This window comes from Novosphingobium sp., assembly GCF_049240505.1.
Taxonomy (GTDB): domain Bacteria; phylum Pseudomonadota; class Alphaproteobacteria; order Sphingomonadales; family Sphingomonadaceae; genus Novosphingobium.
The window spans coordinates 31,332-55,625 of the sequence record NZ_JBMLSM010000234.1 but is presented as its reverse complement, the minus strand read 5'-3'; the positions used below and the strand labels follow the sequence as shown (position 1 = coordinate 55,625).

At 63.1% G+C, this 24,294-nt stretch carries 23 protein-coding genes and 1 pseudogene; 8 read left to right on the top strand and 16 right to left on the bottom strand.

Annotation, left to right across the window (positions count from 1 at the left end):
* Positions 1 to 45: 45 nt before the first annotated feature.
* The 6 genes from ftsH to ACOVQ0_RS19600 all read right to left on the bottom strand — a co-directional run bounded on the left by ftsH (position 46) and on the right by ACOVQ0_RS19600 (position 8,674).
* A complete protein-coding gene (ftsH, locus tag ACOVQ0_RS19625; protein WP_421888536.1) occupies positions 46 to 1,980 on the bottom strand; it encodes an ATP-dependent zinc metalloprotease FtsH in 1,935 nt (644 codons plus the stop codon).
* Positions 1,981 to 2,107: 127 nt separating this feature from the next.
* Positions 2,108 to 2,998: a tRNA lysidine(34) synthetase TilS gene (tilS, locus tag ACOVQ0_RS19620; RefSeq protein ID WP_421888534.1), complete on the bottom strand. Its 891-nt coding sequence runs from the start codon at positions 2,996 to 2,998 to the stop codon at positions 2,108 to 2,110.
* 76 nt (positions 2,999 to 3,074) lie between these two features.
* Positions 3,075 to 4,037, bottom strand: a complete 963-nt coding sequence (locus ACOVQ0_RS19615; RefSeq protein WP_421888532.1) for a tetratricopeptide repeat protein — start codon at positions 4,035 to 4,037, stop codon at positions 3,075 to 3,077.
* 109 nt (positions 4,038 to 4,146) lie between these two features.
* Entirely contained in the window at positions 4,147 to 5,181 is a 1,035-nt protein-coding gene (locus ACOVQ0_RS19610) for a helix-turn-helix domain-containing protein (RefSeq protein ID WP_421888530.1), read from the bottom strand.
* A 130-nt stretch (positions 5,182 to 5,311) separates the two neighbouring features.
* Positions 5,312 to 7,591, bottom strand: coding sequence for a phosphoenolpyruvate--protein phosphotransferase (gene ptsP / locus ACOVQ0_RS19605; protein ID WP_421888528.1), 2,280 nt, complete (start codon positions 7,589 to 7,591; stop codon positions 5,312 to 5,314).
* An 81-nt stretch (positions 7,592 to 7,672) separates the two neighbouring features.
* Complete coding sequence (locus ACOVQ0_RS19600; RefSeq protein WP_421888526.1) at positions 7,673 to 8,674, bottom strand: NAD(P)H-quinone oxidoreductase; 1,002 nt, start codon at positions 8,672 to 8,674, stop codon at positions 7,673 to 7,675.
* Between the two features lie 102 nt (positions 8,675 to 8,776).
* Here ACOVQ0_RS19600 and ACOVQ0_RS19595 point away from each other — a divergent pair, with 102 nt between their 5' ends.
* From ACOVQ0_RS19595 to ACOVQ0_RS19565, 7 genes are all read left to right on the top strand, one after another.
* Complete coding sequence (locus ACOVQ0_RS19595) at positions 8,777 to 8,989, top strand: DUF1192 family protein (RefSeq protein WP_421888524.1); 213 nt, start codon at positions 8,777 to 8,779, stop codon at positions 8,987 to 8,989.
* Between the two features lie 168 nt (positions 8,990 to 9,157).
* A complete protein-coding gene (gene clpA / locus ACOVQ0_RS19590) occupies positions 9,158 to 11,509 on the top strand; it encodes an ATP-dependent Clp protease ATP-binding subunit ClpA (protein ID WP_421888523.1) in 2,352 nt (783 codons plus the stop codon).
* A gap of 135 nt (positions 11,510 to 11,644) precedes the next feature.
* Positions 11,645 to 12,652: a ligase-associated DNA damage response exonuclease gene (locus ACOVQ0_RS19585; RefSeq protein ID WP_421888521.1), complete on the top strand. Its 1,008-nt coding sequence runs from the start codon at positions 11,645 to 11,647 to the stop codon at positions 12,650 to 12,652.
* Between the two features lie 109 nt (positions 12,653 to 12,761).
* Positions 12,762 to 14,357, top strand: coding sequence for a cisplatin damage response ATP-dependent DNA ligase (locus tag ACOVQ0_RS19580; protein WP_421888519.1), 1,596 nt, complete (start codon positions 12,762 to 12,764; stop codon positions 14,355 to 14,357).
* A 147-nt stretch (positions 14,358 to 14,504) separates the two neighbouring features.
* A complete protein-coding gene (locus tag ACOVQ0_RS19575) occupies positions 14,505 to 14,693 on the top strand; it encodes a hypothetical protein (RefSeq protein ID WP_421888517.1) in 189 nt (62 codons plus the stop codon).
* 70 nt (positions 14,694 to 14,763) lie between these two features.
* Positions 14,764 to 15,159 carry a group II truncated hemoglobin gene (locus ACOVQ0_RS19570; RefSeq protein ID WP_421888515.1) on the top strand — a complete coding sequence of 132 codons (396 nt, stop codon included), beginning with the start codon at positions 14,764 to 14,766 and terminating at the stop codon, positions 15,157 to 15,159.
* 22 nt (positions 15,160 to 15,181) lie between these two features.
* On the top strand, positions 15,182 to 15,826 hold the full coding sequence (locus ACOVQ0_RS19565; protein WP_421888513.1) for a YoaK family protein: 645 nt from the start codon (positions 15,182 to 15,184) through the stop codon (positions 15,824 to 15,826).
* Here the strand turns inward: ACOVQ0_RS19565 and ACOVQ0_RS19560 are convergent.
* From ACOVQ0_RS19560 to ACOVQ0_RS19530, 7 genes and pseudogenes are all read right to left on the bottom strand, one after another.
* Positions 15,821 to 16,570, bottom strand: coding sequence for an SDR family oxidoreductase (locus ACOVQ0_RS19560; protein ID WP_421888511.1), 750 nt, complete (start codon positions 16,568 to 16,570; stop codon positions 15,821 to 15,823). The genes ACOVQ0_RS19565 and ACOVQ0_RS19560 overlap by 6 nt on opposite strands.
* 75 nt (positions 16,571 to 16,645) lie before the next feature.
* Positions 16,646 to 16,930, bottom strand: coding sequence for a DUF167 domain-containing protein (locus tag ACOVQ0_RS19555; RefSeq protein WP_421888510.1), 285 nt, complete (start codon positions 16,928 to 16,930; stop codon positions 16,646 to 16,648).
* On the bottom strand, positions 16,911 to 17,480 hold the full coding sequence (locus ACOVQ0_RS19550) for a gamma carbonic anhydrase family protein (RefSeq protein ID WP_421888508.1): 570 nt from the start codon (positions 17,478 to 17,480) through the stop codon (positions 16,911 to 16,913). The genes ACOVQ0_RS19555 and ACOVQ0_RS19550 overlap by 20 nt, the downstream gene beginning before the upstream one ends.
* Positions 17,481 to 17,494: 14 nt before the next feature.
* Entirely contained in the window at positions 17,495 to 17,644 is a 150-nt protein-coding gene (locus ACOVQ0_RS19545) for a hypothetical protein (RefSeq protein ID WP_421888603.1), read from the bottom strand.
* Positions 17,645 to 17,647: 3 nt separating this feature from the next.
* Positions 17,648 to 17,961 (bottom strand): annotated as a pseudogene (locus ACOVQ0_RS19540) (GNAT family N-acetyltransferase); the annotation flags it as partial.
* An 82-nt stretch (positions 17,962 to 18,043) separates the two neighbouring features.
* Positions 18,044 to 19,036: a porphobilinogen synthase gene (gene hemB / locus ACOVQ0_RS19535; RefSeq protein WP_421888506.1), complete on the bottom strand. Its 993-nt coding sequence runs from the start codon at positions 19,034 to 19,036 to the stop codon at positions 18,044 to 18,046.
* A 37-nt stretch (positions 19,037 to 19,073) separates the two neighbouring features.
* On the bottom strand, positions 19,074 to 20,627 hold the full coding sequence (locus ACOVQ0_RS19530; protein WP_421888504.1) for a peptidoglycan DD-metalloendopeptidase family protein: 1,554 nt from the start codon (positions 20,625 to 20,627) through the stop codon (positions 19,074 to 19,076).
* Positions 20,628 to 20,757: 130 nt separating this feature from the next.
* Between ACOVQ0_RS19530 and ACOVQ0_RS19525 the strand changes: the two genes are divergently transcribed.
* Complete coding sequence (locus ACOVQ0_RS19525) at positions 20,758 to 21,801, top strand: DUF3667 domain-containing protein (RefSeq protein ID WP_421888502.1); 1,044 nt, start codon at positions 20,758 to 20,760, stop codon at positions 21,799 to 21,801.
* 67 nt (positions 21,802 to 21,868) lie between these two features.
* On the opposite strand, the gene ACOVQ0_RS19520 is transcribed toward ACOVQ0_RS19525, so the two are convergent.
* The 3 genes from ACOVQ0_RS19520 to ACOVQ0_RS19510 form a co-directional block, all read right to left on the bottom strand.
* The gene (locus ACOVQ0_RS19520) at positions 21,869 to 22,573 is read right to left on the bottom strand and encodes a DUF1013 domain-containing protein (RefSeq protein WP_421888500.1); all 705 of its coding nucleotides are present in this window, start codon (positions 22,571 to 22,573) and stop codon (positions 21,869 to 21,871) included.
* Positions 22,574 to 22,718: 145 nt separating this feature from the next.
* Positions 22,719 to 23,069 carry a bactofilin family protein gene (locus ACOVQ0_RS19515; protein ID WP_421888498.1) on the bottom strand — a complete coding sequence of 117 codons (351 nt, stop codon included), beginning with the start codon at positions 23,067 to 23,069 and terminating at the stop codon, positions 22,719 to 22,721.
* A gap of 7 nt (positions 23,070 to 23,076) precedes the next feature.
* On the bottom strand, positions 23,077 to 24,237 hold the full coding sequence (locus ACOVQ0_RS19510; RefSeq protein WP_421888496.1) for a peptidoglycan DD-metalloendopeptidase family protein: 1,161 nt from the start codon (positions 24,235 to 24,237) through the stop codon (positions 23,077 to 23,079).
* Positions 24,238 to 24,294 lie beyond the last annotated feature (57 nt).

Sequence of the window (24,294 nt, the reverse complement as noted above, 5' to 3'; positions counted from 1 at the left end):
CGGGAGTTTACCCCCGCCTCTTCGATAAAATGATCGGTTTGAAGATCAGGCAAGCTGCGGATTGGCAGAACCACCGAACTTCTTGCCCGCACGCGGTACGGCAGAACCTTGCGCCGCCACCGGGCGCGCGGGGCCGCTCGGGCTTTGCGGACGGTCCAGCTTGCCACTTTCCAGCAGATCCTTGATTTCGTCACCGGTCAGTGTTTCGTATTCGAGCAGGGCCTGCGCCAGCAGGTGCAGCTTGTCCTCGTTGGTCTTGAGAATGTCGGTCGCACGCGCGTGCGCGCCATCCACCAACCCGCGAATTTCGGTATCGATCAGCTTGTTCGTCTCGTCCGATGCGAAGAGACGGGCCGAACCACCCATGCCGAGATAGCCTTCCTGCTGCTCTTCGTATTGCAACGGTCCCAGCTTGTCGGACATGCCCCACTTGGTCACCATCGAGCGGGCCAGCGAAGTCGCGTACTGGATGTCGGAAGATGCGCCTGACGAAACCTTGTCATGCCCGAAGATGATTTCCTCGGCCACGCGCCCGCCCATGCTGACCGACAGGTTCGCGTGCATCTTGTCACGGTGGTAGGAATAACTGTCCCGCTCCGGCAGGCGCATGACCATGCCAAGCGCACGGCCGCGCGGGATGATCGTGGCCTTGTGGATCGGATCGGACGCAGGTTCATGCACCGAGACGATAGCGTGACCGGCTTCGTGATAGGCGGTCATCTTCTTCTCGTCGTCGGTCATCACCATCGACCGGCGTTCCGCGCCCATCATCACCTTGTCCTTGGCGTCTTCGAACTCCTGCATGGCAACAAGGCGCTTGTTGCGGCGTGCCGCAAGCAGGGCGGCTTCGTTCACAAGGTTGGCAAGGTCTGCGCCCGAAAAGCCGGGCGTGCCGCGCGCGATGGTGCGTGGGTTCACGTCAGGGGCCAGCGGCACCTTCTTCATGTGAACCGACAGGATCTTTTCACGGCCTTCGATATCGGGGATCGGCACCACCACCTGACGGTCGAAACGACCCGGGCGAAGCAGGGCGGGATCAAGCACATCGGGGCGGTTGGTGGCCGCGATGATGATGATGCCTTCGTTGGCTTCGAACCCGTCCATCTCGACCAGAAGCTGGTTCAGCGTCTGTTCGCGCTCGTCGTTCGAATTGCCGAGGCCGTGGCCGCGATGGCGGCCCACCGCGTCGATTTCGTCGATGAAGACGATGCAGGGCGCGTTCTTCTTGGCCTGTTCGAACATGTCGCGCACGCGGCTTGCGCCTACGCCCACGAACATTTCCACGAAGTCCGAACCAGAGATGGTGAAGAACGGCACGCCCGCTTCACCCGCGATGGCGCGGGCAAGCAGAGTCTTGCCGGTGCCGGGCGAACCGACCAGTAGCGCGCCCTTGGGAATCTGGCCGCCCAGCTTCGAAAAACGCGAAGGATCGCGCAGGAATTCGACGATTTCTTCCAGTTCCTCACGCGCTTCATCGATACCGGCGACATCATCGAACGTCACCCGGCCCGACCGCTCGGTCAGCAGCTTGGCCTTCGATTTGCCAAAGCCCATCGCGCCCGAACCGCCGCCCTTCTGGACCTGACGCAGTGCAAAGAACGCCACGCCCAAAATCAAAAGGAACGGCAGTGAATTGGCGATGATCCACATCAGCATGTTGGGCTGTTCGGCAGCCTTGCCCGCATACTGCACACTGTTGTCCTGCAGCAGCTTGGGCAGATCGGAATCACCGGGCACGGGCACGGTGGTGAACTGCCCACCGTTCTTCAGTGTACCGCTGATCCGGTCAGGCGCGATTTCCACCGAACGGACCGCGCCTTCGGCCACCTGGCTGCGGAACGCCGAATAGGGGATCGTCGTCGCGTTCTGATCGACCCGCGATCCGAACATCGAAACCACGAGCAGGAGTGCGAGGAAGATACCGCCCCAGACGAGGAGGCTCTTGATCCACGGATTGCCCTGAGGCTGGTCGTCGTTCATCGAGGGTCTTTCTGGAATCGCCGTTAATGGCGCCGTAAACAGCAGTTGCCCGAACAATGTAGGATGAGCCGGGTGAATCGCAATATAACGCAGGTCTGGTTTTTCAGCGACCTGAACCGAAGTTGGATCAGGATCTGGTCTTGCGTTCCGGCGCGCGGGTGAAACGCCACGGCGCACGCCGCGCGTCGCCCTTTACGCCTGCGAGCGTGGCAACACCATTCGACCGCAGGGTTGCCAGCCAATGCAACAGGCTCGCCCCACGCGGAACGGCGCTTTCAAACTCGGCAAGAATGCGCTCCAGAATCCGCAAGGCAAGAACTTGCGGCAAATCGGCGGGAGGGTTCCACGTGAAACTCTGGTCTTGCTGACCAACACTTTGCCAAAGCTGGGCGACTGCCCATTCCAGCGCTTCGTCGGCTTCGGCCAGATGGTGGGCGGTTGCAGCAAAGGCGCTGGCATCAAAGGCATTAGATGACGTCAAGGCGGCGCGCACGCGCACGCGCTCATAAGCGGTGTCGCAGTTTGACGGATCATGGACCGCACATAGCCCTGCATCCTCGACGATTGTGGCGAGGTCTGTGCGCCGCCATTCCAGCAGTGGGCGGATCAGGGGCAGCGTGGGCGTGCCGGGCACAACGGCTACTGCCCGCATCCCGGCAAGACCGCGAAGGCCCACTTTGCGGTTAAGGCGCATAACCATCGTTTCTGCCTGATCATCGGCGTGGTGCGCTGTTGCCAGCGCGGCAAGATCTTGGTCGGCACACCATTGCGAAAGCGCGCCATAACGCGCGGTGCGGGCGCGTTCCTGCACCGCGCTGCCTTTGGGCAGCGAGAGTGTGAGCGTGTGATGAGGGATGCCCCTATTGGCACAGATCGCGCTAACAACGGCCGCTTCCTGCGCTGCTTCTGGCCGTAGTCCGTGATCGACCGTGGCAACCGCAAAGTTGCGTGGCGCAACTTCGTGGACCAGCGCAAGCAGGGCAAGACTGTCCGGCCCGCCAGAAACGGCAAGGCCCACTTTCCCGTCAGGAGCAACCGCCTCCCACTGCGCGCGGAAACGCGCAGCGGCGGCGGTCAGACTATCCCCGATACCGTCACTTGCACTTCACCGAAGCGCGCGCGGCATCATACTGGCTCTTCAGGCGACCGGCGATCTCGGTGGGATAGCTGGCGGCCATTTCGGCAAAGGCGCCACAGGCCTTCTCCGTATCCTTGAGCTTGACCATCGCCGTGCCCAGCATCAACAGGCTGTCAGGCGCACGCGCGCCCTTCTTGTCGGCCAGATAGTTCTGCAGGAAGAACTGCGCGGCAGTGCCGGGCTTGCCATCGTCCATCCACGCACGGCCCAGCAGATTGCGGCCAAAGCTGATCATGTTGTGCTTTGGATAGCGATCGACATAGATCTGCAACTGCTGCTGCGCTTCGGGATAGAACTTCGCTTCCCACAGGCGGAAGCCATAGTTGTATTCATCCAGCCCGGCATCGCCCGTCGCAGGTTTTTCGATGGCCTGAACCGCCGCAACCCGCGAAGCTGCTGGCGTGGCAGGTTTGGCCGGAGCCGTCGCTGCAGGCTTGGGCGCGGTAGGCGCGGTGGTCGCGGGTTTCGGTGTGGTCGCAAGTGGTGCAGCCGTGCTCGGCGCCGTACTTACTGCCGGTGCAGGCGCGTCTGCCGCCGGGGCGGCAGCTTCCAGCTTGGCAAGGCGCTCTTCCAGCTTGGCCGCGCGATTCTGGCCTTCTTCCACCTGCGCGGTGAGCCGCGTCATCTGCGCTTCCATCGCGTCGATCCGGGCAAGAATGTCGGTGACAGCAGAGGCCGCTGGCGTGCCGGCAGGGGTGGTCGCGGTCTGCCCTGCGGTGATTTCAGGAACAAACGTCTTGCCGGCGCCTTCGGGGAAGACCTTGCGCTGGATCGCGCGGACTTCGGCTTCGATCCGGCGCAGGCGCACTTCGCCATCAGTCTGCGTCGTCGTTTGCGCGAAAGCCGGTGTGGCGATCGGAGCCACCATGCCAAGAAGGAGTGCGGTAAGCGGCAGCGCGCCGCGAAGTTTCAAAGTCATCGTCATTCCCGTTTCGCGGGCGCGCACGATCCCTGCGCGCGCCTTTTGACCGTTTGGCGTTAACCGTTCGGTATCAATGCCTCAGCGCGTAACCCAAGTCGAGATGCGGTCAGCGCAAACCGGTGGATGCGGGCGGATTTTCGGCGGCCGGAACTTCTGCCGATGCAGGCTGAACCTCGGCGGCGAGGGGCGCGTTGTTTGCCGCAGGGGCGCGGTTGCGAATGGCAGGGCGGCTCGTCTGACGGCGCTGCGGCACATTGGCGGCGGTGGTCGCAGATGTTGCGGGCGCGGCAACGGGCTGCGATCCTGCCGGGGCAGGAGTATTGCGGCCCAGCAGCGCGACGGCGCTGACGGGCACGTCCTTCACGATGCCTTCGCGCTCGGCGATACGCGGCACCGGCTGACCGCCGATGGTGATGTTCAGCGCATCGGGGCGTCCGGTCCACAGTTGTGGATTCTGCGCGGTTTCGGGCACCGTGAAACTTTCGCCCATCGCCAGTTGCTTTTGCAGGATCTGCTGGCCCTGTCCGTCATAGAATTTCACCCAGATCGCATTTTCCGTGGCGGTGAATACCACCGGGCCGGAAGGTGCTGCGCTGGGCAGGGGAACGACTGCAACCTGCCCCGAAGCGCCCGGCGCAGGGGCCTGCTCTTCGGCGCCCACCAGCGACGGCAGATCGGCCGAAGGCACGTAGTAGCTGCGCCAGAACACCAGCCCGGCCAGTGCGATAGCCACGGCAAGGCCGAGCGCGAGCCATGTGGTCAGCTTCGTCGGTGTCTTGGCAGGGTCGCCCACTTCGAACTGGTTGATCACCCGCGGCGGTGGGGGCGGAGCCTGCCTATCAAGTTCGGCGCGGATGCCATCGGTCACGACCTTTTCGTCCAGACCCACGGCGCGCGCATAGCTCTTGGCAAAGCCTAGGGCATAAGGGCGGCCCGGAAGCGCGGCGTAATCACCGCTTTCCAAAGCTTCCAGATGGCGCGCGGTCACGCGCGTGAGCTGTGAAAGCTGCTTTATATCAAGGCCTGCGGCTTCACGCGCGGCGCGCAGCGTCTGGCCCACGGCGGGACGTCGCGGCTCACCTGCGGGGAATTGCGCATCGGTCGAATTGGTAATGGCCTGCAGACCGCCGGCTTCGGTCAAAACGCGACTCCCGTCATTTTCATTTCGTGCTTGGCAACCGTTTGCCGAAGGTTCGCTGCAATGCGGTGAAAGTCAACGATGTAAAGCGGGGAATGACCCTAAACGGCGATGAAATGCCCTCTGTCCCGCGTCAATCGCATTCGATCCCGCGCTCAGCCGCCCAGTTGGCCAGCGTCGTTCGCAGGCTCACGCTCGGCTCGGCCAGCCAGGCGTTCATCGCGGCGCGGATGTCCTCGATATCCACCTTGCGCACCAGTTCCTTGACCGGGCCGACTGCTGCAGGCGTGATCGACAGGCGCGTGATGCCAAGGCCCAGCAGGGCGAGAGCTTCAAGCCTGCGTCCGCCCATTTCCCCACACACGGTCACGTCGGTGCCGAACGGGCTGACTGTGCTGACGACGCGGCGCAGGAAGCGCAGGATGGCGGGCGAAAGCCAGTCATAGCGTTCAGCCAGCTTGGGGTTGGCGCGATCGGCGGCGAACAGAAACTGCGTCAGGTCGTTCGTGCCGATTGACAGGAACGAAAGCTTGGGTGCCAGAATGTCGAGGCATTCGGCCAGTGCCGGAACTTCCAGCATCGCGCCATAGCGGAGGGCTTCGGGCAACACTTTCTTGCGCTGGCGCAGGAAGGCAAGCTGGCTGTCGAACACGGCCTTTGCGGCATCGAATTCCCACGGCTCGGTCACCATCGGGAACATGACGTTGAGCGTGCGCCCCCCGGCAGCTTCCAGCAGCGCGCGGGCCTGCACTTTCAGCAGCCCATCGCGCTCCAACGCAACGCGCAGCGCGCGCCAGCCCATCGCCGGGTTTTCCTCAGCTTCGCCATCGTTGTGGCGGAGGTAGGGCAGCACCTTGTCCCCGCCGATATCGACCGTGCGAAATACCACCGGTTTGTCACCAGCAGCGTCCAGTACATCACGATAGAGCCGGGTCTGCCGCTCACGCGAAGGCAGGGTGGCCGAAACAAGGAACTGGAATTCGGTGCGGAACAGGCCGATGCCGTCCGCCCCGGTCAGATTCAGCATCGGCGTATCGTCGCGCAGGCCCGCGTTCATCAGCACCGTCACGCGGGTTCCGTCGCGCGTGAAAGGTTCGACATCGCGCATCGTGGCATAGTGCGCCTGCCGTTCGCGATTGCGGGCAAAGCGTGCTTCGAACGCTTCGATCAGGGAAGGCGCCGGACGCACATCGACCACGCCCTGATCGCCATCCAGCAGCAGATGATCGCCTTCGCGCACCTTGCCGCGCAGCGCGCGCATCCGTCCCAGCACCGGAATGCCCATAGCGCGTGCCACGATCACCACGTGCGCGGTAAGCGAGCCTTCTTCAAGGATCACGCCCTTCAACCGTCGCCTGTCATACTCCAGCAGCTCGGCCGGGCCGAGATTCCGCGCGATCAGGATGGCGTCGCCCTTCAGCCCCATGCTCGCTGCCGTGCCAAGCTGGCCCGATACGATGCGCAGAAGCCGGTTTGACAGGTCTTCCAGATCGTGCATCCGGTCCGCCAGCAGCGGATCGTCGATCTGGCGCATCCGCATCCGCGTGCGCTGTTGCACCCGCTCGATCGCGGCTTCCGCCGTCAGCCCGGAATCGATCGCCTCGTTGATCCGGCGCGACCAGCCTTCGTCGTATGCGAACATGCGATAGGTTTCGAGAACCTCCTCATGCTCTCCGCCCATGCCGAACTCGGCCTGACTGGCCATGCGATCGATCTGTTCGCGCATCTTGTCGAAAGCGAGGTACACGCGCTGGCGCTCGGCCTCGGTATCTTCTGCCACGACATGTTCGATCGTCACGCGGGGCTGGTGGAATACCGCGACGCCGCTGGCGAGGCCCTTTACCAGCGTAAGGCCATTCAGTCTGTCCGGCCCGGTGAGGTGCGCAGGCACGCCCAGCGTTTCTTCGTCGTCGATCAGCTCGGCGTTGGCGATGAGTTCGGACAGCACCATCGCCACCGTCTGCAACGCCTCGATCTCGACCTCTTCATACCGGCGCGGCTCGACATGCTGCACGGCAACAACGCCCACGGCCCGTTCGCGCCGCACGATGGGCACGCCTGCAAAGGAGTGGAACTTTTCTTCCCCCGTTTCCGGGCGAAAGGCAAAGTCGGGGTGTGCAGCGGCTTCTGCAAGGTTCAGCGTTTCGACATTGCCCGCAATCGTGCCGACCAGACCTTCGCCCACGGCCAGACGGGTAACGTGCACGGCTGCCTGATTGAGGCCGCGCGTGGCGAAAAGTTCGAGCATTCCTTCGCGCAAGAGGTAGATCGAGCAGACCTCTGAATCGAGGTTTTCGCCGATCACTTCAACGATCTGGTTCAGCTTGGCCTGCGCCCCGGCACGTGACGCCATGACCTCATGCAGCGAGGTAAGGATCTGGCGGGCGGCGGTCACGGCGCTAAGCATGGGCATGGGACTAGCCTAATGCGTGCGCTTTGGGAATGTCGCGCGAAATCCGATGCGGAAGCGATTCGTATTTCTGCACTTCTTCGGTCACGCCACCGCCAGAACGATCTTTCCGATGTGCGCACCCTGTTCCATCCGCGCGTGCGCAGCGCTGGCTTCGGAAAGTGGGAAGCTCTGGTCCATGATCGGGCGCAATTCCCCCGTTGCTGCCAGCGGCCACACCGTCTCGCGGATTTCGGACGCCAGCGCCGCCTTGAACGCTTTCGAGCGCGGGCGCAGCGTCGATCCCGTCATCGTCAGTCGGCGGCGCATGACTTCAGCCATGTTGATCTCTGCCCGCACCCCGCCCTGCACGGCGATGGTCACATGCCGCCCGTCATCGGCAAGGCACTTGATGTTGCGTGCCACATAATCGCCCGCGACCATATCGAGCACCATGTCCACGCCCCGGCCATCGGTCAGGCGCTTTACCTCTTCGACGAAATCCACAGCCTTGTAGTCAATCGCATGGGCCGCGCCGATTTCCAGCGCCTGCGCGCATTTGTCTGCGCCGCCGCAGGTAACAATCACCTTCACGTCGAACAGCTTGCCCAGCAGAATAGCCATCGATCCGATGCCGCTGGTTCCGCCGTGAACGAGGATGGTCTCACCGGGGGCCGCCATGCCGCGTTCGAACACGTTGTGCCACACGGTGAACAGCGTTTCGGGGATCGCCGCAGCCTCTGCCAGCGAAAGACCTGTCGGCACCTGCAGACACTGCGCGGCTTCCGCAATGCAATATTGGGCATAGCCGCCACCTGCCACCAGCGCGCATACCGGCGTGCCGATAAAGGGCCAGGTCACTCCTTCGCCCATCGCCACAACTTGCCCGGCAACCTCCAGACCGGGAAGGGGCGATGCATCGGCCGGCGGTGGGTAGAAACCCTGCCGCTGGATCACATCGGGCCGATTGACCCCGGCAAAAGCCACCTTGATCAGAACCTGGCCCGACCCCGGCTGCGGCACTGCCACTGTTTCCGGGCGAAGCACTTCCGGCCCACCGGGCGCGTCCCATCCGATTGCCGTCATCGTTGCGGGAACGCCGGTCATCAATCAGCCCCTGTCGTCATCGAATACCAATTAGCGCTTGGGTTAGCCACGCAGGGCGTTGACAGCAAGGCATTGCGGCGCACAAAGTGGACCGCAATGGATATGGATGAGCGCCCTCGCCCGAAAGGGGATCTGGCCAGCCAGCTGGCAACCGAACTGCTCGACCCCTATTCGCATGACGAGCTGAACGAACGTATCCGTCTGCTGGAACTCGAAATTGTTCGCACTGTCGCCCACCGCGACAAGGCCAGCGCGCATCGTGCCGCTGCCGAAGCGCTGTTCGGCAAGCCGCCGCCTTCAGGCAGCGCAGGATGAATTTTCGCGCCCTTCCCTTTGCCGAAGGGCGTTCCCATATCGCTCGATATACGGATGCCTTTGGGCCATCTGTTTTCACCCTCACACATGGTTTAGCCGTGGTTAATAACGTGTGTGCACTCTCCTTGATGGAGAACCCACCGGCGCAAGCCAGAAAGTAGCCAAAACATGCCCAGTTTTGCCCAGAGTCTCGAAAAAACGCTGCACACCGCGCTCGCCAATGCGTCTGAGCGCAGCCATGAATACGCGACTCTCGAACATCTCCTGCTGGCTCTGATCGATGATGCAGATGCGGCGCAGGTCATGCAGGCCTGCGGCGTCGATCTGGGCGATCTGGGTGACGTTGTGCGCCAGTATCTCGATCAGGAATATCAGTCGCTGAAAACGCAGGAAAAGGCCGATCCGCAGCCGACGGCCGGTTTCCAGCGGGTGATCCAGCGTGCCATCCTTCACGTGCAGTCCTCGGGCAAGGACACCGTGACCGGGGCCAACGTGCTGGTCGCGCTCTTTTCCGAACGCGATAGCTACGCCGTCTATTTCCTGCAGCAGCAGGACATGAGCCGTCTTGATGCGGTCAGCTTCATCAGCCACGGCATTGGCAAGGGTGGCCGTCAGGTCGAAGGTCGCAATCCCAAGGGGGCAGAGGAAGAAGCGCCCAAGCAGCAGGAAGAAAAGACCGACGCCAAGAGCCAGAAGAAGGAAACGGCGCTCGACCAGTTCACCGTCAATCTCAACGAGAAGGCCCTCACCGGCAAGATCGATCCTCTGATCGGGCGCGGTCCCGAAGTGGATCGCACGATCCAGATTCTGTGCCGCCGGTCGAAGAACAACCCGCTCTACGTGGGTGATCCCGGCGTGGGCAAGACGGCGATTGCCGAAGGCCTCGCGCGCAAGATCGTTGAAGGCGAAGTGCCCGAAGTGCTGGCCGAAGCGGTGATCTATTCGCTCGACATGGGCAGTCTGCTGGCTGGAACGCGCTATCGCGGTGACTTTGAAGAGCGCCTGAAGCAGGTCGTTTCCGAACTGGAAAAGATGCCGCACGCCGTGCTGTTCATCGATGAAATCCACACCGTCATCGGTGCCGGAGCCACCAGCGGCGGTGCAATGGATGCGTCGAACCTGCTCAAGCCTGCGCTTTCGGGTGGCACGATCCGTTGCATCGGGTCGACCACCTACAAGGAGTTCCGCAACCACTTCGAAAAGGACCGCGCGCTGCTGCGCCGGTTCCAGAAGATCGACGTGAACGAGCCGACCGTCGAGGACACGATCAAGATCCTGAAAGGCCTGCGCACGGCCTTCGAGGATCACCACAAGGTCAAGTACACCCCCGATGCGATCAAGACCGCGGTCGAGCTTTCGGCGCGCTACATCAATGACCGCAAGCTGCCCGACAAGGCGATCGACGTGATCGACGAAGTGGGCGCAATGCAGATGCTGGTGCCGCCTTCGAAGCGCAAGAAGACCATCACCGCGCGCGAGATCGAACAGGTCATCGCCACGATGGCCCGCATCCCGCCCAAATCGGTGTCGAGCGACGACAAGAAGGTTCTGGAACACCTCGAACGCGATCTGAAACGCCTCGTCTTCGGGCAGGACAGGGCCATCGAAGTGCTGTCCTCGGCCATGAAGCTGTCACGCGCCGGTCTGCGCGATCCTGACAAGCCGATTGGCTCGTTCCTGTTCAGCGGCCCTACCGGCGTCGGCAAGACCGAAGTCGCCCGCAGCCTTGCCCAGATCATGGGCATCCCGCTGCAGCGTTTCGACATGTCGGAATATATGGAACGGCATTCGGTTTCGCGCCTGATCGGTGCGCCTCCGGGCTATGTCGGTTTCGATCAGGGCGGTCTGCTCACCGATGCGATCGATCAGCAGCCGCACTGCGTCCTGCTGCTCGATGAAATCGAAAAGGCTCACCCCGATCTGTTCAACATCCTGCTGCAGGTGATGGACAATGGGCGCCTGACCGACCACCACGGCAAGACTGTCGATTTCCGCAACGTGGTTCTGATCATGACCACCAACGCGGGCGCATCGGATATGACGCGGCAGGGCATCGGCTTTGGCGATGTGTCCAAGGCCGACGCGGGCGACGAAGCGGTAAAGAAGCTCTTCACCCCCGAATTCCGCAATCGTCTCGATGCGATCGTTCCGTTCAGCTACCTGCCGCCCGAAGTCGTCAGCCGCGTCGTCGACAAGTTCGTGCTGCAGCTTGAACTTCAGTTGGCCGACCAGAACGTCCACATCCAGTTCGATGCCGATGCGCGTAACTGGCTGGCGAAGAAGGGCTACGACAAGCTCTATGGCGCCCGCCCGATGGCCCGCCTGATTCAGGAGAAGGTCAAGAAGCCGCTGGCCGAAGAACTGTTGTTCGGCAAACTGGCCAATGGCGGCGAAGTCCATGTCAGCCTGAAGGAAGACGTGCTTTCCTTTGAACTGACGCCTGCCGCGCCCAAGCTGGTGAAGAGCAAGGCGAAAAAGGGCAAGGCCGCTTCGCAGCCGAGCACCGACGAAGCCGAATAGACTTCAGCGCAAGCGTAAAGGATAAAGGCCTGCCCTCTCGGGTGGGCCTTTTTCGTTGGGCCAAAGTTGCGCGGCGCAACTTCACGGCATGAAGGGCACTGGAACCGCGCACGGCATCCGGCCATTGTTCACACGATGGCCGCTCCTTTCTCTTGGCTGAAACCCGAACCATACGGCCTCCATGTCGTGCCTGCTGACGCATGGATAGATCCGGCGCGCCCTGTCGATCTCGCGCTTGTGACCCACGGCCATGCGGATCACGCACGGGGCGGCCACCGCCTTACTGTCGCCACGCCCGAAACGCTCGCCATCATGGCGCTGCGCTATGGCGTGCAGGAAACAAGCAGCACGCCCGTTGCCTATGGCGAGACGGTGACGCTGAAGGGCGGCGTCCGTGCCACCTATATCCCCGCAGGCCACGTCCTTGGCTCGGCCCAGATCCTGCTCGAACACGCAGGTGAACGTGTAATAGTGACGGGCGATTACAAGCGTCGCGCCGATCCCACCTGCCCGCCGTTCGAAGTCACCCCGTGCGACGTGTTCGTCACCGAGGCGACCTTCGGCCTCCCCGTCTTCCGCCATCCGCCGATTGCCGATGAAATGGCCAAACTCCTCGCCGCGCGCGAAAATGATCGGGGTCGCTGCGTTCTCGTTGGCGCCTATGCCCTGGGCAAGGCGCAGCGCGTGATCGCGGAACTGCGCGCTGCTGGCCATCGCGACACCATCTGGCTGCACGGTGCGATGGAGCGGATGTGCCGCCTTTATGAAGACCACGGCGTCGATCTGGGGGATCTGCAAGGCGTGGCGGGCGTGCCTAAAGCCGCGCTAGCCAACAGCATCGTCATCTGCCCTCCGTCCGCGCTGAATGACCGCTGGAGCCGCCGCCTGCCCGATCCCATCACCGCGATGGCATCGGGCTGGATGCGCGTCCGCCAGCGCGCCCGCCAGCGCGGTGTCGAACTGCCGCTGATCATATCGGACCACGCCGACTGGGACGAACTGACCCAGACCATAACCGAGGTAAACCCCGCCGAAACCTGGGTCACCCACGGGCGCGAGGAAGCGCTCCTGCGCTGGTGCGAACTCACCCAGCGAAAGGCCCGCGCTCTGGCGCTGGTCGGCTATGAGGACGAGGACGACTAATGCGTAGCGCTGGGGGCCTTCGACAAGCTCAGGCTGAGCGGCTCTTTTCAGGGCCTTACAACTCCGCTCATGCTGAGCTTGTCGAAGCATACCGCACAAGGGCCGCGCCATGAACCGCTTCGCCGCCCTGCTCGACGCGCTCGTGCTCACCCCGTCGCGCAATGCCAAGCTGGCGCTGCTGGCAGACTACCTGCGCGAAACCCCCGATCCCGACCGGGGCTGGGCGCTCGCCGCATTGACCGATGGACTGGACTTCCCTGCAGTCAAAGCCAGCCTGATCCGCAGCCTGATGGCCGAGCGCGTCGATCCGGTGCTGTGGACATTGAGCCGCGATTACGTGGGCGATACCGCCGAAACCGCCAGCCTGCTCTGGCCCGAACCGCTCGGCGAAAGCCTTCCCGCCCCCACCGTAGCCGAAGTCGTCGAAACGCTCCACGCCACCACCCGCACCACCGCGCCCGCCATTCTGGCCGATCTGCTTGACCGTCTTGACGTCAACGGTCGCTATGCAATTCTGAAACTTGCAACCGGTGCGATGCGCATCGGCATCTCCTCGCGCCTCGCCAAAGTCGCCTTCGCGCAGGCCTTCGATGTCAATGTGGAGGACGTTGAGGAATACTGGCACGGTCAATCGCCGCCCTACACGCCGCTGTTTGATTGGGCCGCAAACGGCGCAGCCCCGCCGCGCACCGATCTGCTGCCGCTGTTCCGACCCTTCATGCTAGCCCACCCGCTTGAGGCAGAAAGTCTCGACCTGTCCGAATATGCCGCCGAATGGAAGTGGGACGGCATCCGCGTGCAGATCGTAAACGTCGCAGGCGAAACCCGCGTCTATTCCCGCAGCGGAGACGACATTTCCGCGACTTTCCCGGAAGTCACCGCCGCATTGACCACCCCTTGCGTACTGGACGGCGAACTGCTGGTGCGCGGTGCGCATCAGGGCGGCGAAACCGGAGGCGCGGCCAGCTTCAACGCGCTGCAACAGCGCCTTGGCCGCAAGACCGTTTCGAAAGCCATGCTGGCGCAATTCCCCGCCTTCGTCCGCCTCTACGACCTGCTGATCGACGGCGGCGAAGATCTGCGCGAATGGGCATGGGAACAGCGCCGCGCCCGATTGGAAGAACTCGTCCCGCGTCTTGACGCCACCCGTTTCGATATATCCCAGGTCATTCCGGCCAAGGACTTTGACGATCTTGCCGAGATCCGCAGCCGTGCGCGCGACGATGCTATCGAAGGAGTCATGCTCAAACGGCGGGACAGCCGCTATGTCGCTGGCCGCCGCACCGGCCTGTGGTACAAGTGGAAGCGCGATCCGCTGCTGATCGATTGCGTGCTGATGTATGCCCAACGGGGCAGCGGCAAACGCTCCTCGTTCTATTCCGATTTCACTTTCGGCTGCTGGAACGGCGATCCTGATTCCGGGGCGGAACTGCTGCCCGTGGGCAAGGCCTACTTCGGCTTCACCGATGAGGAACTGAAGTTCCTAGACCGCCACGTCCGCCAGCACACCGTGGGCAAGTTCGGCCCGGTGCGCGAAACCGACAAATCGCTGGTTTTCGAAGTTGCTTTCGATTCGGTCCACACCAGCAAGCGCCACAAATCCGGCGTCGCCATGCGCTTCCCCCGCATCAGCCGCATCCGCACCGACAAGCCCGCGCATGAGGCGGACCGGCTCGACACACTCAAGGCTATGATTGCAGACTGATTTCTCAACCCCGCTCACCCTGAGCCTGTCGAAGGGGGCCGTTCCGTAGCGCAAGCATCCTTCGGCAGGCTCAGGATGAGCGGAGGCCGGGATGGAACCCCGAAAGACAATCCCCGTTGTGCGATAAACAACGGGGAGAGAACGATAATGTCCAATATTCTGTTCGTGGCACCTGCGGCAGTGCTGGGAAAACTTGCGTGGGTCTCCTTGCGCACTGGCGGCGATTGGACCCGCTATCGGCAGTGGGATGCAGCCGCTACCAACCTTGCCATCGGTGCCGTGCTGGGCGGCATGGCGGCTCGCCTCGCGGCCAAGGCGCTGCCTGCAAAAACTTGATTGGCATCAATGTCGCTGGCCCCGCCATGCGGCACAGCCAAGGCTCCCGATTCCCAGCCGGAGCGAAACCGTGGCCAGCGAAGCCGAAATCCAGACGCCCTACCACCGCATCGGCGGAGCAGATTCGCTGCGCCGCATCACTGATCGGTTCTACGATCTGATGGACACCGACCCGGCCTACAAACCCTTGCGCGATATGCACGCTGCCGACCTTTCGCCGATGCGTGAATCGCTGCCGGGCTTTCTGGCCGGATGGTGTGGCGGCCCGCGTCAGTGGTTCGATGCCAATCCCGGAAAGTGCATGATGTCGATGCACAAACCTTTCCCGATCACGCGCGAAACCGCCGGGCAATGGGCCGATTGCATGACCCGCGCGATTGCCGATGCCGCGCCCGAGGACCGCGAGATCGCTGACGCCATGACCGAAGTTCTCGCCCGCATGGCCAAGGGCATGGCGCGCGACTAGTTCCAGCGCTACCCTTGCGCCGATGATCCAGTATGATCGCCCGCGCCGCCGCTTCGCCATCGCGCTTGCCGCAATGGCCGGTTTCATCGATGCGGTCGGGTTCCTGTCGGCGGACGGCTATTTCGTCTCGTTCATGTCGGGCAATTCCACGCGGCTCGGCGTTTCGCTCGGCACCGATCCTGCCAGCGCCGCCATGCCCGCCATATTGATCGCAGGGTTTCTGGGTGGCGTGACCGGCGGCGCGTTGCTGGCGCGGTGGGCGGGCAATTTGCGCAAGCCGGTGGTGCTGGCGTTCGTGGCGCTGCTGCTGCTGTGCGCTGCCGCAGGCCGCCTGTTTGCGCTTCCGGCTTTGATGCTCGGCGGTATGGTCATGGCGATGGGTGCGCTCAACAACACGTTCCAGCGCGGGGGGGAGGTCAGCGTGGGGCTTACCTATATGACCGGCGCTCTGGTCAAGCTGGGGCAGGGCCTTGCCAATGCGCTGGCTGGCCAGTCAAACAGCGGGTGGACCGCATGGGCCGCATTGTGGGGCGGCTTGCTGTGCGGAGCCGTGCTGGGGGCATTCGTGCAAGACCGGATGCCGATGGGCTGCCTGTGGATCGCATCGGGCTGGGCGGTTCTGATGGTCGGCGTTGCGCTGCGCCTGCCGCCCGATCCCGCGTTATAGGTGCATCCCGCCCGAAGCTTCGATCACCTGCCCGGTCACCCATCCTGCATCCGGACCTGCCAGCATCGCAATCACCCGCGCCACATCATCGGGTTGGCCCACACGGCGCAGGGCCGCCATGCCTGCCAGATGTTCGACCGTCGCGGGATCGTTGAACAGATCGGGCGCAAAATCGGTGATCGTCGCGCCCGGTGCCACGGCATTGACCGTGATGCCGCGCGGGCCGAGTTCGGCGGCCAGGGACAGGCTGAAATGGTTGATCGCCGCCTTGCTCATCGCATAGGCAAGGCACGACGGATAGGCCGCCTGCGCCACCATCGATGAAAGATTGATGATCCGCCCCCCATCGCGCAATCGCGTCAGGGCGGCGCGGGTAACGAAGAATGGCCCCTTGGCGTTGACCGCCATTTGCCGATCGAAACAGTCTTCGTCTGTTTCAGCCAGCGAAGCCATCGTGCCGATGCCCGCGTTGTTGACCAGAATGTCCAGCCCATCCGCCTGCGCGTCGAACGCGGCGAACATTGCCTCAATCTGGTCGATCCGGCCCACATCGGCCTGAAGCACGAAGGCACTGCCGCCCAGCCCCTCGATATCCGCCACAACCTGTCGCGCAGCATCGGCGTCACTGCGATAGTTGACCGCCACCCGCGCGCCATCGCGTGCAAGCCGCAGCGCCACCGCGCGTCCGATCCCGCGTGATCCGCCGGTGACGAGGGCGGTCTTCCCGGCCAGTTGCCTGCTCATATCTGCCGCTCCCTTGATTTGCCGAAGAACCTAGGCTGAACAGCAATTGCAGCAATCGCGCAAAAGGATAGCTGGTCAGCCCATTGGTATGCGCAGCAGCTTTTCGCGTGAAGTTGCGCCGCGCAACATTTCCACGTTCGATGGCGCAGTGCCCAGCGCTTGCGCCAGCAGCGCGATCACGGCAGCGGTGGCTTTGCCGTCCTCCGGCTTGGTGCGCACTTTCACCAGAACCCGCCCGTCAACGATTTCCACGCCTTCGCTGCGCGCGCCCGGCGTTACGCGCACCGCCAGTCGGCCTTTGTCATCGGCCAGCGCGCGCAGATCGTCGGCGGCGGGAAGTTCAGCTTTCGGGCGTGCCAAGAACAGCTGCCTTGTGCGCGTAGCCGTTCTGCACATAGTGCTGCACACCGCGCTGCATATCGACCAGCGCAGCGTCGGTCAGGTCGCGCATGTAGGCCGCCGGGCGTCCGCCCCAAAGCTGCCGTGCGCCGATGCGCTTCCCCCCGGTCAGCATGGCACCTGCGGCGAGCATTCCATCGCTTTCGATATGCGCGCCGCTCATCACGATGGCGCCCAGCCCAATGAAACCGCGATCTTCGACCACGCACCCATGAACCATCGCCAGATGGCCGATCAGCACATCCTCGCCAATGATGGTGGGAAAACCTTCGGGCTTGCCCGGCGCAGGGCTGTCGACATGGATCACTGTGCCATCCTGCACGTTGCTGCGCGCACCGATGCGAATGTGGTTCACGTCGCCGCGCAGCACGCAGTTATACCAGATGGACACATCCGGCCCGATCTCCACATCACCGATGATCCGGCATCCCGGCGCAATGAACGCAGATTCGTGAATGCGCGGCGTCTTGCCGTTCAGCGTGATGATGGAAACGTCGGGGTAGTGTGTCATCCTCTGTCCTTGGATCATGATCGCGCCAGCTTGCGATAGACGATGTGTGGGCGCAAGGGATCGTCTTGGGCGAGCGCGGGATGATCGAAATCCAGCTCTGGCATTCTTTCCATGCCCAACTTCTTCATCAGGCCCCACGAACGCATGTTGCCGGGCACCGTCATTGCGCGAATTTCCGGCAGGCGGAACTCACCAAAGCCCCAGTCGAGGCAAGCCGCAGCCGCCTCCGTTGCATAACCCTGTCCCATGCGTGATGGGCCAGCCGCCAGCCGATCTCGGCATAGCCCTGAAGCGGGGTTTCATCAGGCCCCGGCTTGATCCCACAAAAACCGATGAATGCCGAGTCCTCGCGCCGCTCCAGCGCCCAGAAGCAATAGCCCTGATTTCGCTGATATTCGCGCTGTCGAGCGATTGCTGCGCCAATATCCTCGCGCGTCATGGGAGCGCCGAGAAATTCCATCACGCGTGGATCGTTGCACATCGCATGAAATGGCGCGGCATCAGCGTCCTGCCATTCCCGCAAGACAAGACGCGGTGTTTCCAGAAGGAAGCTCAACGCCCGATCAGGCCCCCATCAGCCGCGCGGCGTGGGCCGCGTGATAGGTCAACACGCCCGAACAGCCCGCACGCTTGAACGCCAGCAGCGTTTCCAGCACCATCGCATCACGGTCCGCCGCGCCTGCGGCCACCGCCGCCTCGATCATCGCGTACTCGCCGCTCACCTGATAGGCGAAGACCGGCACGCCGAAGGCTTCCTTCACGCGCACTGCGATATCCAGATAGGGCAGGCCCGGCTTTACCATGACGCTGTCTGCACCCTCGGCCAGATCCATTTCCACCTCGCGCAGCGCTTCCTCGGCATTGCCGGGGTCCATCTGGTAGGTCTTCTTGTTGCCCTTCAGCAGCCCGCGCGAACCCACGGCATCGCGGAACGGGCCATAGAACGCCGAGGCATATTTCGCGGCATAGGACATGATCTGCACATTGACGTGGCAGCCATCTTCCAGCGCTTCGCGGATCGCGCCGACGCGGCCGTCCATCATGTCGGACGGGGCGATGATATCGGCCCCGGCAGCGGCCTGATTCAGGCTCTGGCCCACCAGCACTTCCACCGTCGCGTCGTTCAACACATAGCCTTCGCCGTCGATCAGTCCGTCCTGCCCGTGGCTGGTATAGGGATCGAGCGCCACATCGGTCAGCACGCCGATATCGTCACCGCAAGCGTCCTTGATCGCGCGGATGGCGCGGCACATCAGATTGTCGGGATTCAGCGCTTCCTTGCCATCTTCGCTGCGGCGTTCGGGTTGGGTATTGGGAAACAGCGCAAGGCAGGGGATGCCTAGTGCAACGGCTTCCTTCGCCCGTGCCACGATGCCGTCAACCGACCACCGTGATACGCCCGGCAGCGAAAGGATCGGGTCTTCCACGCCTTCACCCTCGGTCACGAACAGCGGCCAGATGAGGTCGGCAGGGGTGACGCGCACTTCGCGGTGCATGGCGCGGCTCCATGCAGTGGAACGGGTGCGGCGCAGGCGAGTCATGGGATAGCTGGTCATGGGCGGCAGGCCTAGCGAACTGGCCCACTTGTCGCAATCACCGTAAGGTATTGGCCTTGATCGCGGTAACTTGCGCCAGCTTCGCCTTGAAGGCCGCAAGCTGCGCGGGATCAACCGTGGCGCGCTGGGTGATCGATGTCATCGACAGCGGGTTTACCGTCTGCCCATTGCGATACATCTCGTAATGAAGGTGCGGTCCGGTCGAAAGGCCGGTCGATCCGACATAGCCGATAACCTGCCCGCGCCGCACGCTCATCCCGGCAGAAACGGCGATGCGGCTCATGTGGCCATAGCCCGTACCGATGCCGCCGCCATGATCGAGCCGCACGTAATTGCCGTGTCCGCCGTGCCATCCGGCAATGCTCACCCGGCCATCGGTGGCGGCGTAGATCGGCGCGCCCCAGCTTGCGCCAAAGTCCACGCCTGCGTGCATCCGCACATAGCCCAGGATGGGATGGCGGCGCGCGCCAAAATGGGATGTGATCCGTCCATTGACCGGCGATCCGAGGAACCCGGTGGTTTCCTGCGAACCTTCGGCCATGCCCTGCGGCGAATAGAATTCCCCGTCCTTGCCCCAGCGCAGCAATTGCAACACCGGCTTGTTCGCGCGGACCACGCCAGCATAAATCAGGTCGCCCGCCTGCTGTTCACCACTGGCGGCGCGGCGATTAGCGAATACGAGGTCGAACTCGTCGCCCGGCGCGATTTCCTCGAAGGCCATGTGTTCGTCGATCGTGCGCAGATAGTCCTGCACGGCAGAAGGCGGCGCGCCCGCCGCGCGGGCGGAACGGTAAAGGCTGCCGCCGACGATTCCACGAATGCGCATCGGGGCGGTGTCTACCGCAATGGCGTTGGTCGCCAGCGCCAGCCCGCCACCGCTGCGCTTGATATCCAGCGCCAGATCGAAGCGCGGGCGGAACGACAATTGCTCCAGCGGGCGCGGCTGTGCAGGGCTGGTGCGCGCGCCAAGGCGGATGGCAAAGCGGGTGCCGGGCGGGATCGTGCCGGGCTTGATCTGTCCGCCCACCATATCAAGCACTTGCACGATATCGCTGCTGGCAAGCCCTGCGCGCTGCAACATGCGCGGAAAGGTATCGCCCGCGCCCAGCGTCGCGGTCAGATCGATGCTCGGCCTTTCCGGCGCGGCGGCAAGCGGGATGACGGCGGCGGTCGCGGTCATCTGCCGCCCGTTGTCGGCGCCAAGGCTCAAGGGACGGATTCCCTGCACGCGGAATTCATCGACGGCGGATTCGTCCATTGCGGTGAGCGGTGCGGCCTGCAGCGGGGCGAAGTTTGGCCACATCAGAACGGCGGCAGCACCCAGGCCAAGCATCGTGCCGAAGCCGCGAAACCAGCGAGCGCTGCCGATGTCTTCGGCAAGGTCGGGTGCAAGGTCTTTTGCGGCGCACCAGCGCTCGATTGGTGTCACCAAAGTGCGTCTAAGTGCGCCTAGGTGCATCTTGGTGCTGTTCAGAACTGCGCTTGATTCGTGTGCAGTTTCAGGCGCAATCGGGGGCGTGGTGCGCAGGCCGAAACCGCTACCTCCTCCCGCTCCGGCAAATGCCAGCATCTGATCACGCGGTGTAAACACGTCCGCCCCATAGCCTCTTCGCCACCGGACTGCACGGACAAGGTTAATCTTCCGTGAAATCGCGCTGTCTCAAGGGTGTGGCAGGCGTGCCGATGCGCGGTTATGGTGCCGCTAAAATGGGGGAACGGGTTTGAGCGGAACCGAAACATTTGGCGGCATGGCCGAAGCGCTGGCGACGGCGCGCGTGGTGGAACCTGCGGCAGGCGATCACATCGTGCCGGGCCACACGCATGAAAGCGCCTGCCTCAATTGCGGCACCGCGCTGATCGGCAGCCACTGCCACGCCTGCGGGCAGGCCGCGCATGTCCACCGCACGCTGGGCGCCTTCTTCCACGATCTGCTGCACGGCGTGTTCCATTTCGAAGGCAAGATCTGGCGCACGCTGCCACTGCTGATCGCAAAGCCCGGCACGCTGACGCGCGAATATATCGACGGGCGGCGGGCCGGCTATGTCTCGCCCATTGCGCTGTTCCTGTTCTGCGTGTTCCTGATGTTCACCACGATCAATTCGCTGGGCAGCAGCCTGATGCCGTCGAGCGCCACCGCGATGGACGCAATGGCGCAGCAGCAGCGCGACGAGCTGAAAGCGCTTGAAGCGAAACGGGTGACAGTGACCGATCCCGCGCAAACGGCTGAAATCGATGGCGATATCGTTGATGCCAAGGCCAGCATCGAAGGGCTGGAAAAGCTCAAGGCCAATGATCTGAACTTCAATTTCGGCAACGACAATACCGATATCGAAGGCCTGAAATCATCGCCGCTGATCTATCAGGCGGTCAAGGTCTGGCGCGACAATCCCAGTCTCGCGCTCTACAAGGTCCAGACCTACAGTTATAAATTGAGCTGGGCGCTGATCCCGATTTCGGTGCCGTTCCTGTGGCTGCTGTTCCCGTTCAGCCGCCGATTCGGGCTATATGACCACACCGTGTTCGTCACCTATTCGCTCTGCTTCATGACACTGCTGGCGGTGGTCACGATGCTGCTGGTGCGGATCGGCACGCCCTCGCTCGGCCTGCTGGCGCTGGTGCCGCCGCTGCACATGCTGGTGCAGTTGCGCGGGGCCTATAACCTTTCGTGGTTCGGCGCATGGTGGCGGACGTGGTTTCTCAGCATGTTCGCCTTTACCGCGCTCAGCCTGTTCGCCGTACTGATACTGGTAGAGGCAGGCGGCTGATTTGGCAGCAAAAAGGCCGCACCTTTTGCAAGGGCGGCCTTTTTCGTTTTCAGCATTACGCCGAAGATCAGCTGTCCGAGATACCTTCGGCACGGCGGGCGGCCAGCCATGCGGCGGCTTCGGCTTCCTGCGCGGCTTCCGATGCGGCCTTTGCCGTCGCCTGACGTTCGGCGCGCAGTTCTTCGATCAGGGCGTCACGATCCGAACCAAGGCGCTGGTCGGCCATGCCATCATCTTCGATACCGGCCTTTTTCGCGGCCTTTGCGACCAGCGAATCGAGTTCGCGCTGCGAACACAGGCCCAGAGTCACCGGGTCTTTCGGGTTGATGTTGCCGATGTTCCAGTGGCTGCGATCGCGGATCGCGGCGATGGTGGTTCGGGTGGTGCCAATCAGCTTGCCGATCTGCGCATCCGACACTTCGGGGTGGTTGCGCAGGATCCATGCGATGCCATCGGGCTTGTCCTGACGCTTGGACACCGGCGTATAGCGCGGTCCTTTGGTGCGGCTGACCGAGATCGGCGCGCGCTGCATCTTGAGCTTGTATTCCGAGTTCGCCTGACCCTTGTCGATTTCGGCCTGGTTCAACTCGCCAGAATGGATCGGATCGCGCCCGGTGTACTTCTGGCCCGCCAGATCATCGGCCATCGCCTGCACTTCAAGAATGTGCAGACCGCAGAATTCGGCGATCTGCTCGAACGTCAGCGCGGTGTTGTCAACAAGCCACGACGCGGTTGCGTGCGGCATCAGCGGATACGTGGGCTGGTTGCTCACGGACAATCTCCCGAAGGGGCGATCCGGCCAGTGGCGGATGCAACCCGAAAAGCGGATACAATAAGGGCCGCCCCTCGCGGAGCGGCCTGTAACCTCGCCGATGTAAGCCGGGAAAGGCGAATCGGCAAGTTTTTGTTTGGTTAGATTAGCTCACCAGCGTCAGCGACGGTTCCTCGCCCGCACGAACGCGGTGGGCGAAGCGTCCGTCCACCTGCGCGCCCTGTTCGATGGTCAGCGCATCATAGCTGACATCGCCGTGGATGCGCGCCGTCTTCAGGATGACCAGTTCGGCAGCTTCGATCGATCCGTGGACCGTGCCCGAAAGGCGTGCGCTCTGTGCCTTGATCGCGCCGGTCACGGTGCTTTTTTCGCCCTGCACCAAGGCGGCGCAAGTGATGTCGCCTTCCACATTGCCATCGATGTGCAGGTCGGCCGTGGCGGAAAGATCGCCCTTTACCGAAACGTCGGCACCCAGAACGGAAAAGGTTGCAGCCATGCCCGTATTACTCCCCGTGCTGATCGTGTTGCGCGTTTCCGGCGCGGATTTCCTGAACATGCCTGTTTGCCTCAAGGAACGGGCGCGGATTGACCGGACGGTCATTGATCCGCACTTCGAAATGGAGATGGGGACCGGTGGAGCGGCCCGTGTTGCCGATCTGGCCGATCACGGCCCCGGCATCGATTTTCTGACCAACGTTCGCGCCGGTGCGCGACATATGGGCGTAGCGCGTCATCAGACCATTGCCGTGGCTGACTTCGACGACATTGCCATAGCCCTGCTTCACGCCCACGAAGCTGACGGTGCCCGCAGCCGCGGCATAGATCGGTGCGCCGATGGGGCCACGGAAGTCCAGACCTGCGTGGAATGCCGCGCCGCCGGTGAACGGATCGGAGCGATAGCCGAAGCCGCTGGAGATATATTCGAGGCTGGCAGGCAGCGTGCTGGGAATGCGGCGCAGACCCTTTTCCAGCGCGGCCATGCGTTCAAGGCTGGCACCAAGCCGGGCAAAGCGCGGATCGACGCTTTCGTCAGCCCCGGTAAACAGGCGGATCAGCGGACCACCCTGAGCTTCGCGCGCCGAGGCGCGCAGCATGGCCGGGTTCAACCCGACGCGGCGGATGGCAGTTTCGGCCTGCGTGGCGCGTGCATCGGCAAAGCGGGTGAGCCGTTCGATAAAGGCAAGCTGGCGCGCTTCGACTTCGGCCAGGCGCCTTGCTTCTGGCAGGACGGCAGAGATTTTCTGCACGGTCTTGGCGCTTTCGGCGCTGCTGTCTGAAACCGTGCCCTGCGGCAGGTCTTTCGGCAGTTCGCCAATCGTGCCTTCGATGGCCTTTTCAATGAAGTCCTGCCGCCGGGCCAGATCATCGGCCACGCCTTCCAGCCCGCCGCGATACTTGGCCACGCGGCTTTCGGCAGTGGCGACAGCGGCTTCGCGTTCAAGAAGTGCGGCATGTTCGCGCGCGGCGGTGAACTGCGAGACAAGCGTCACGCCCATTGCGCCAAGCCAGACGAGCACGGCGGCAGCGATTCCGCCGGCAACACCCATCTGCAGGCGCGACGATACGCGAATGAAACGGACATGCCCGTGCGAGCGCATGAAGAATTCGCGTTCGGGAAACCATGCACGCACTTGCACGATCGCCGTGGCCACGGCGTCTCTCATCCGCAAGCGGGCAGGCTTTGTCGATGACACAGGCAGGCGACCCCCGGTAATGATTAA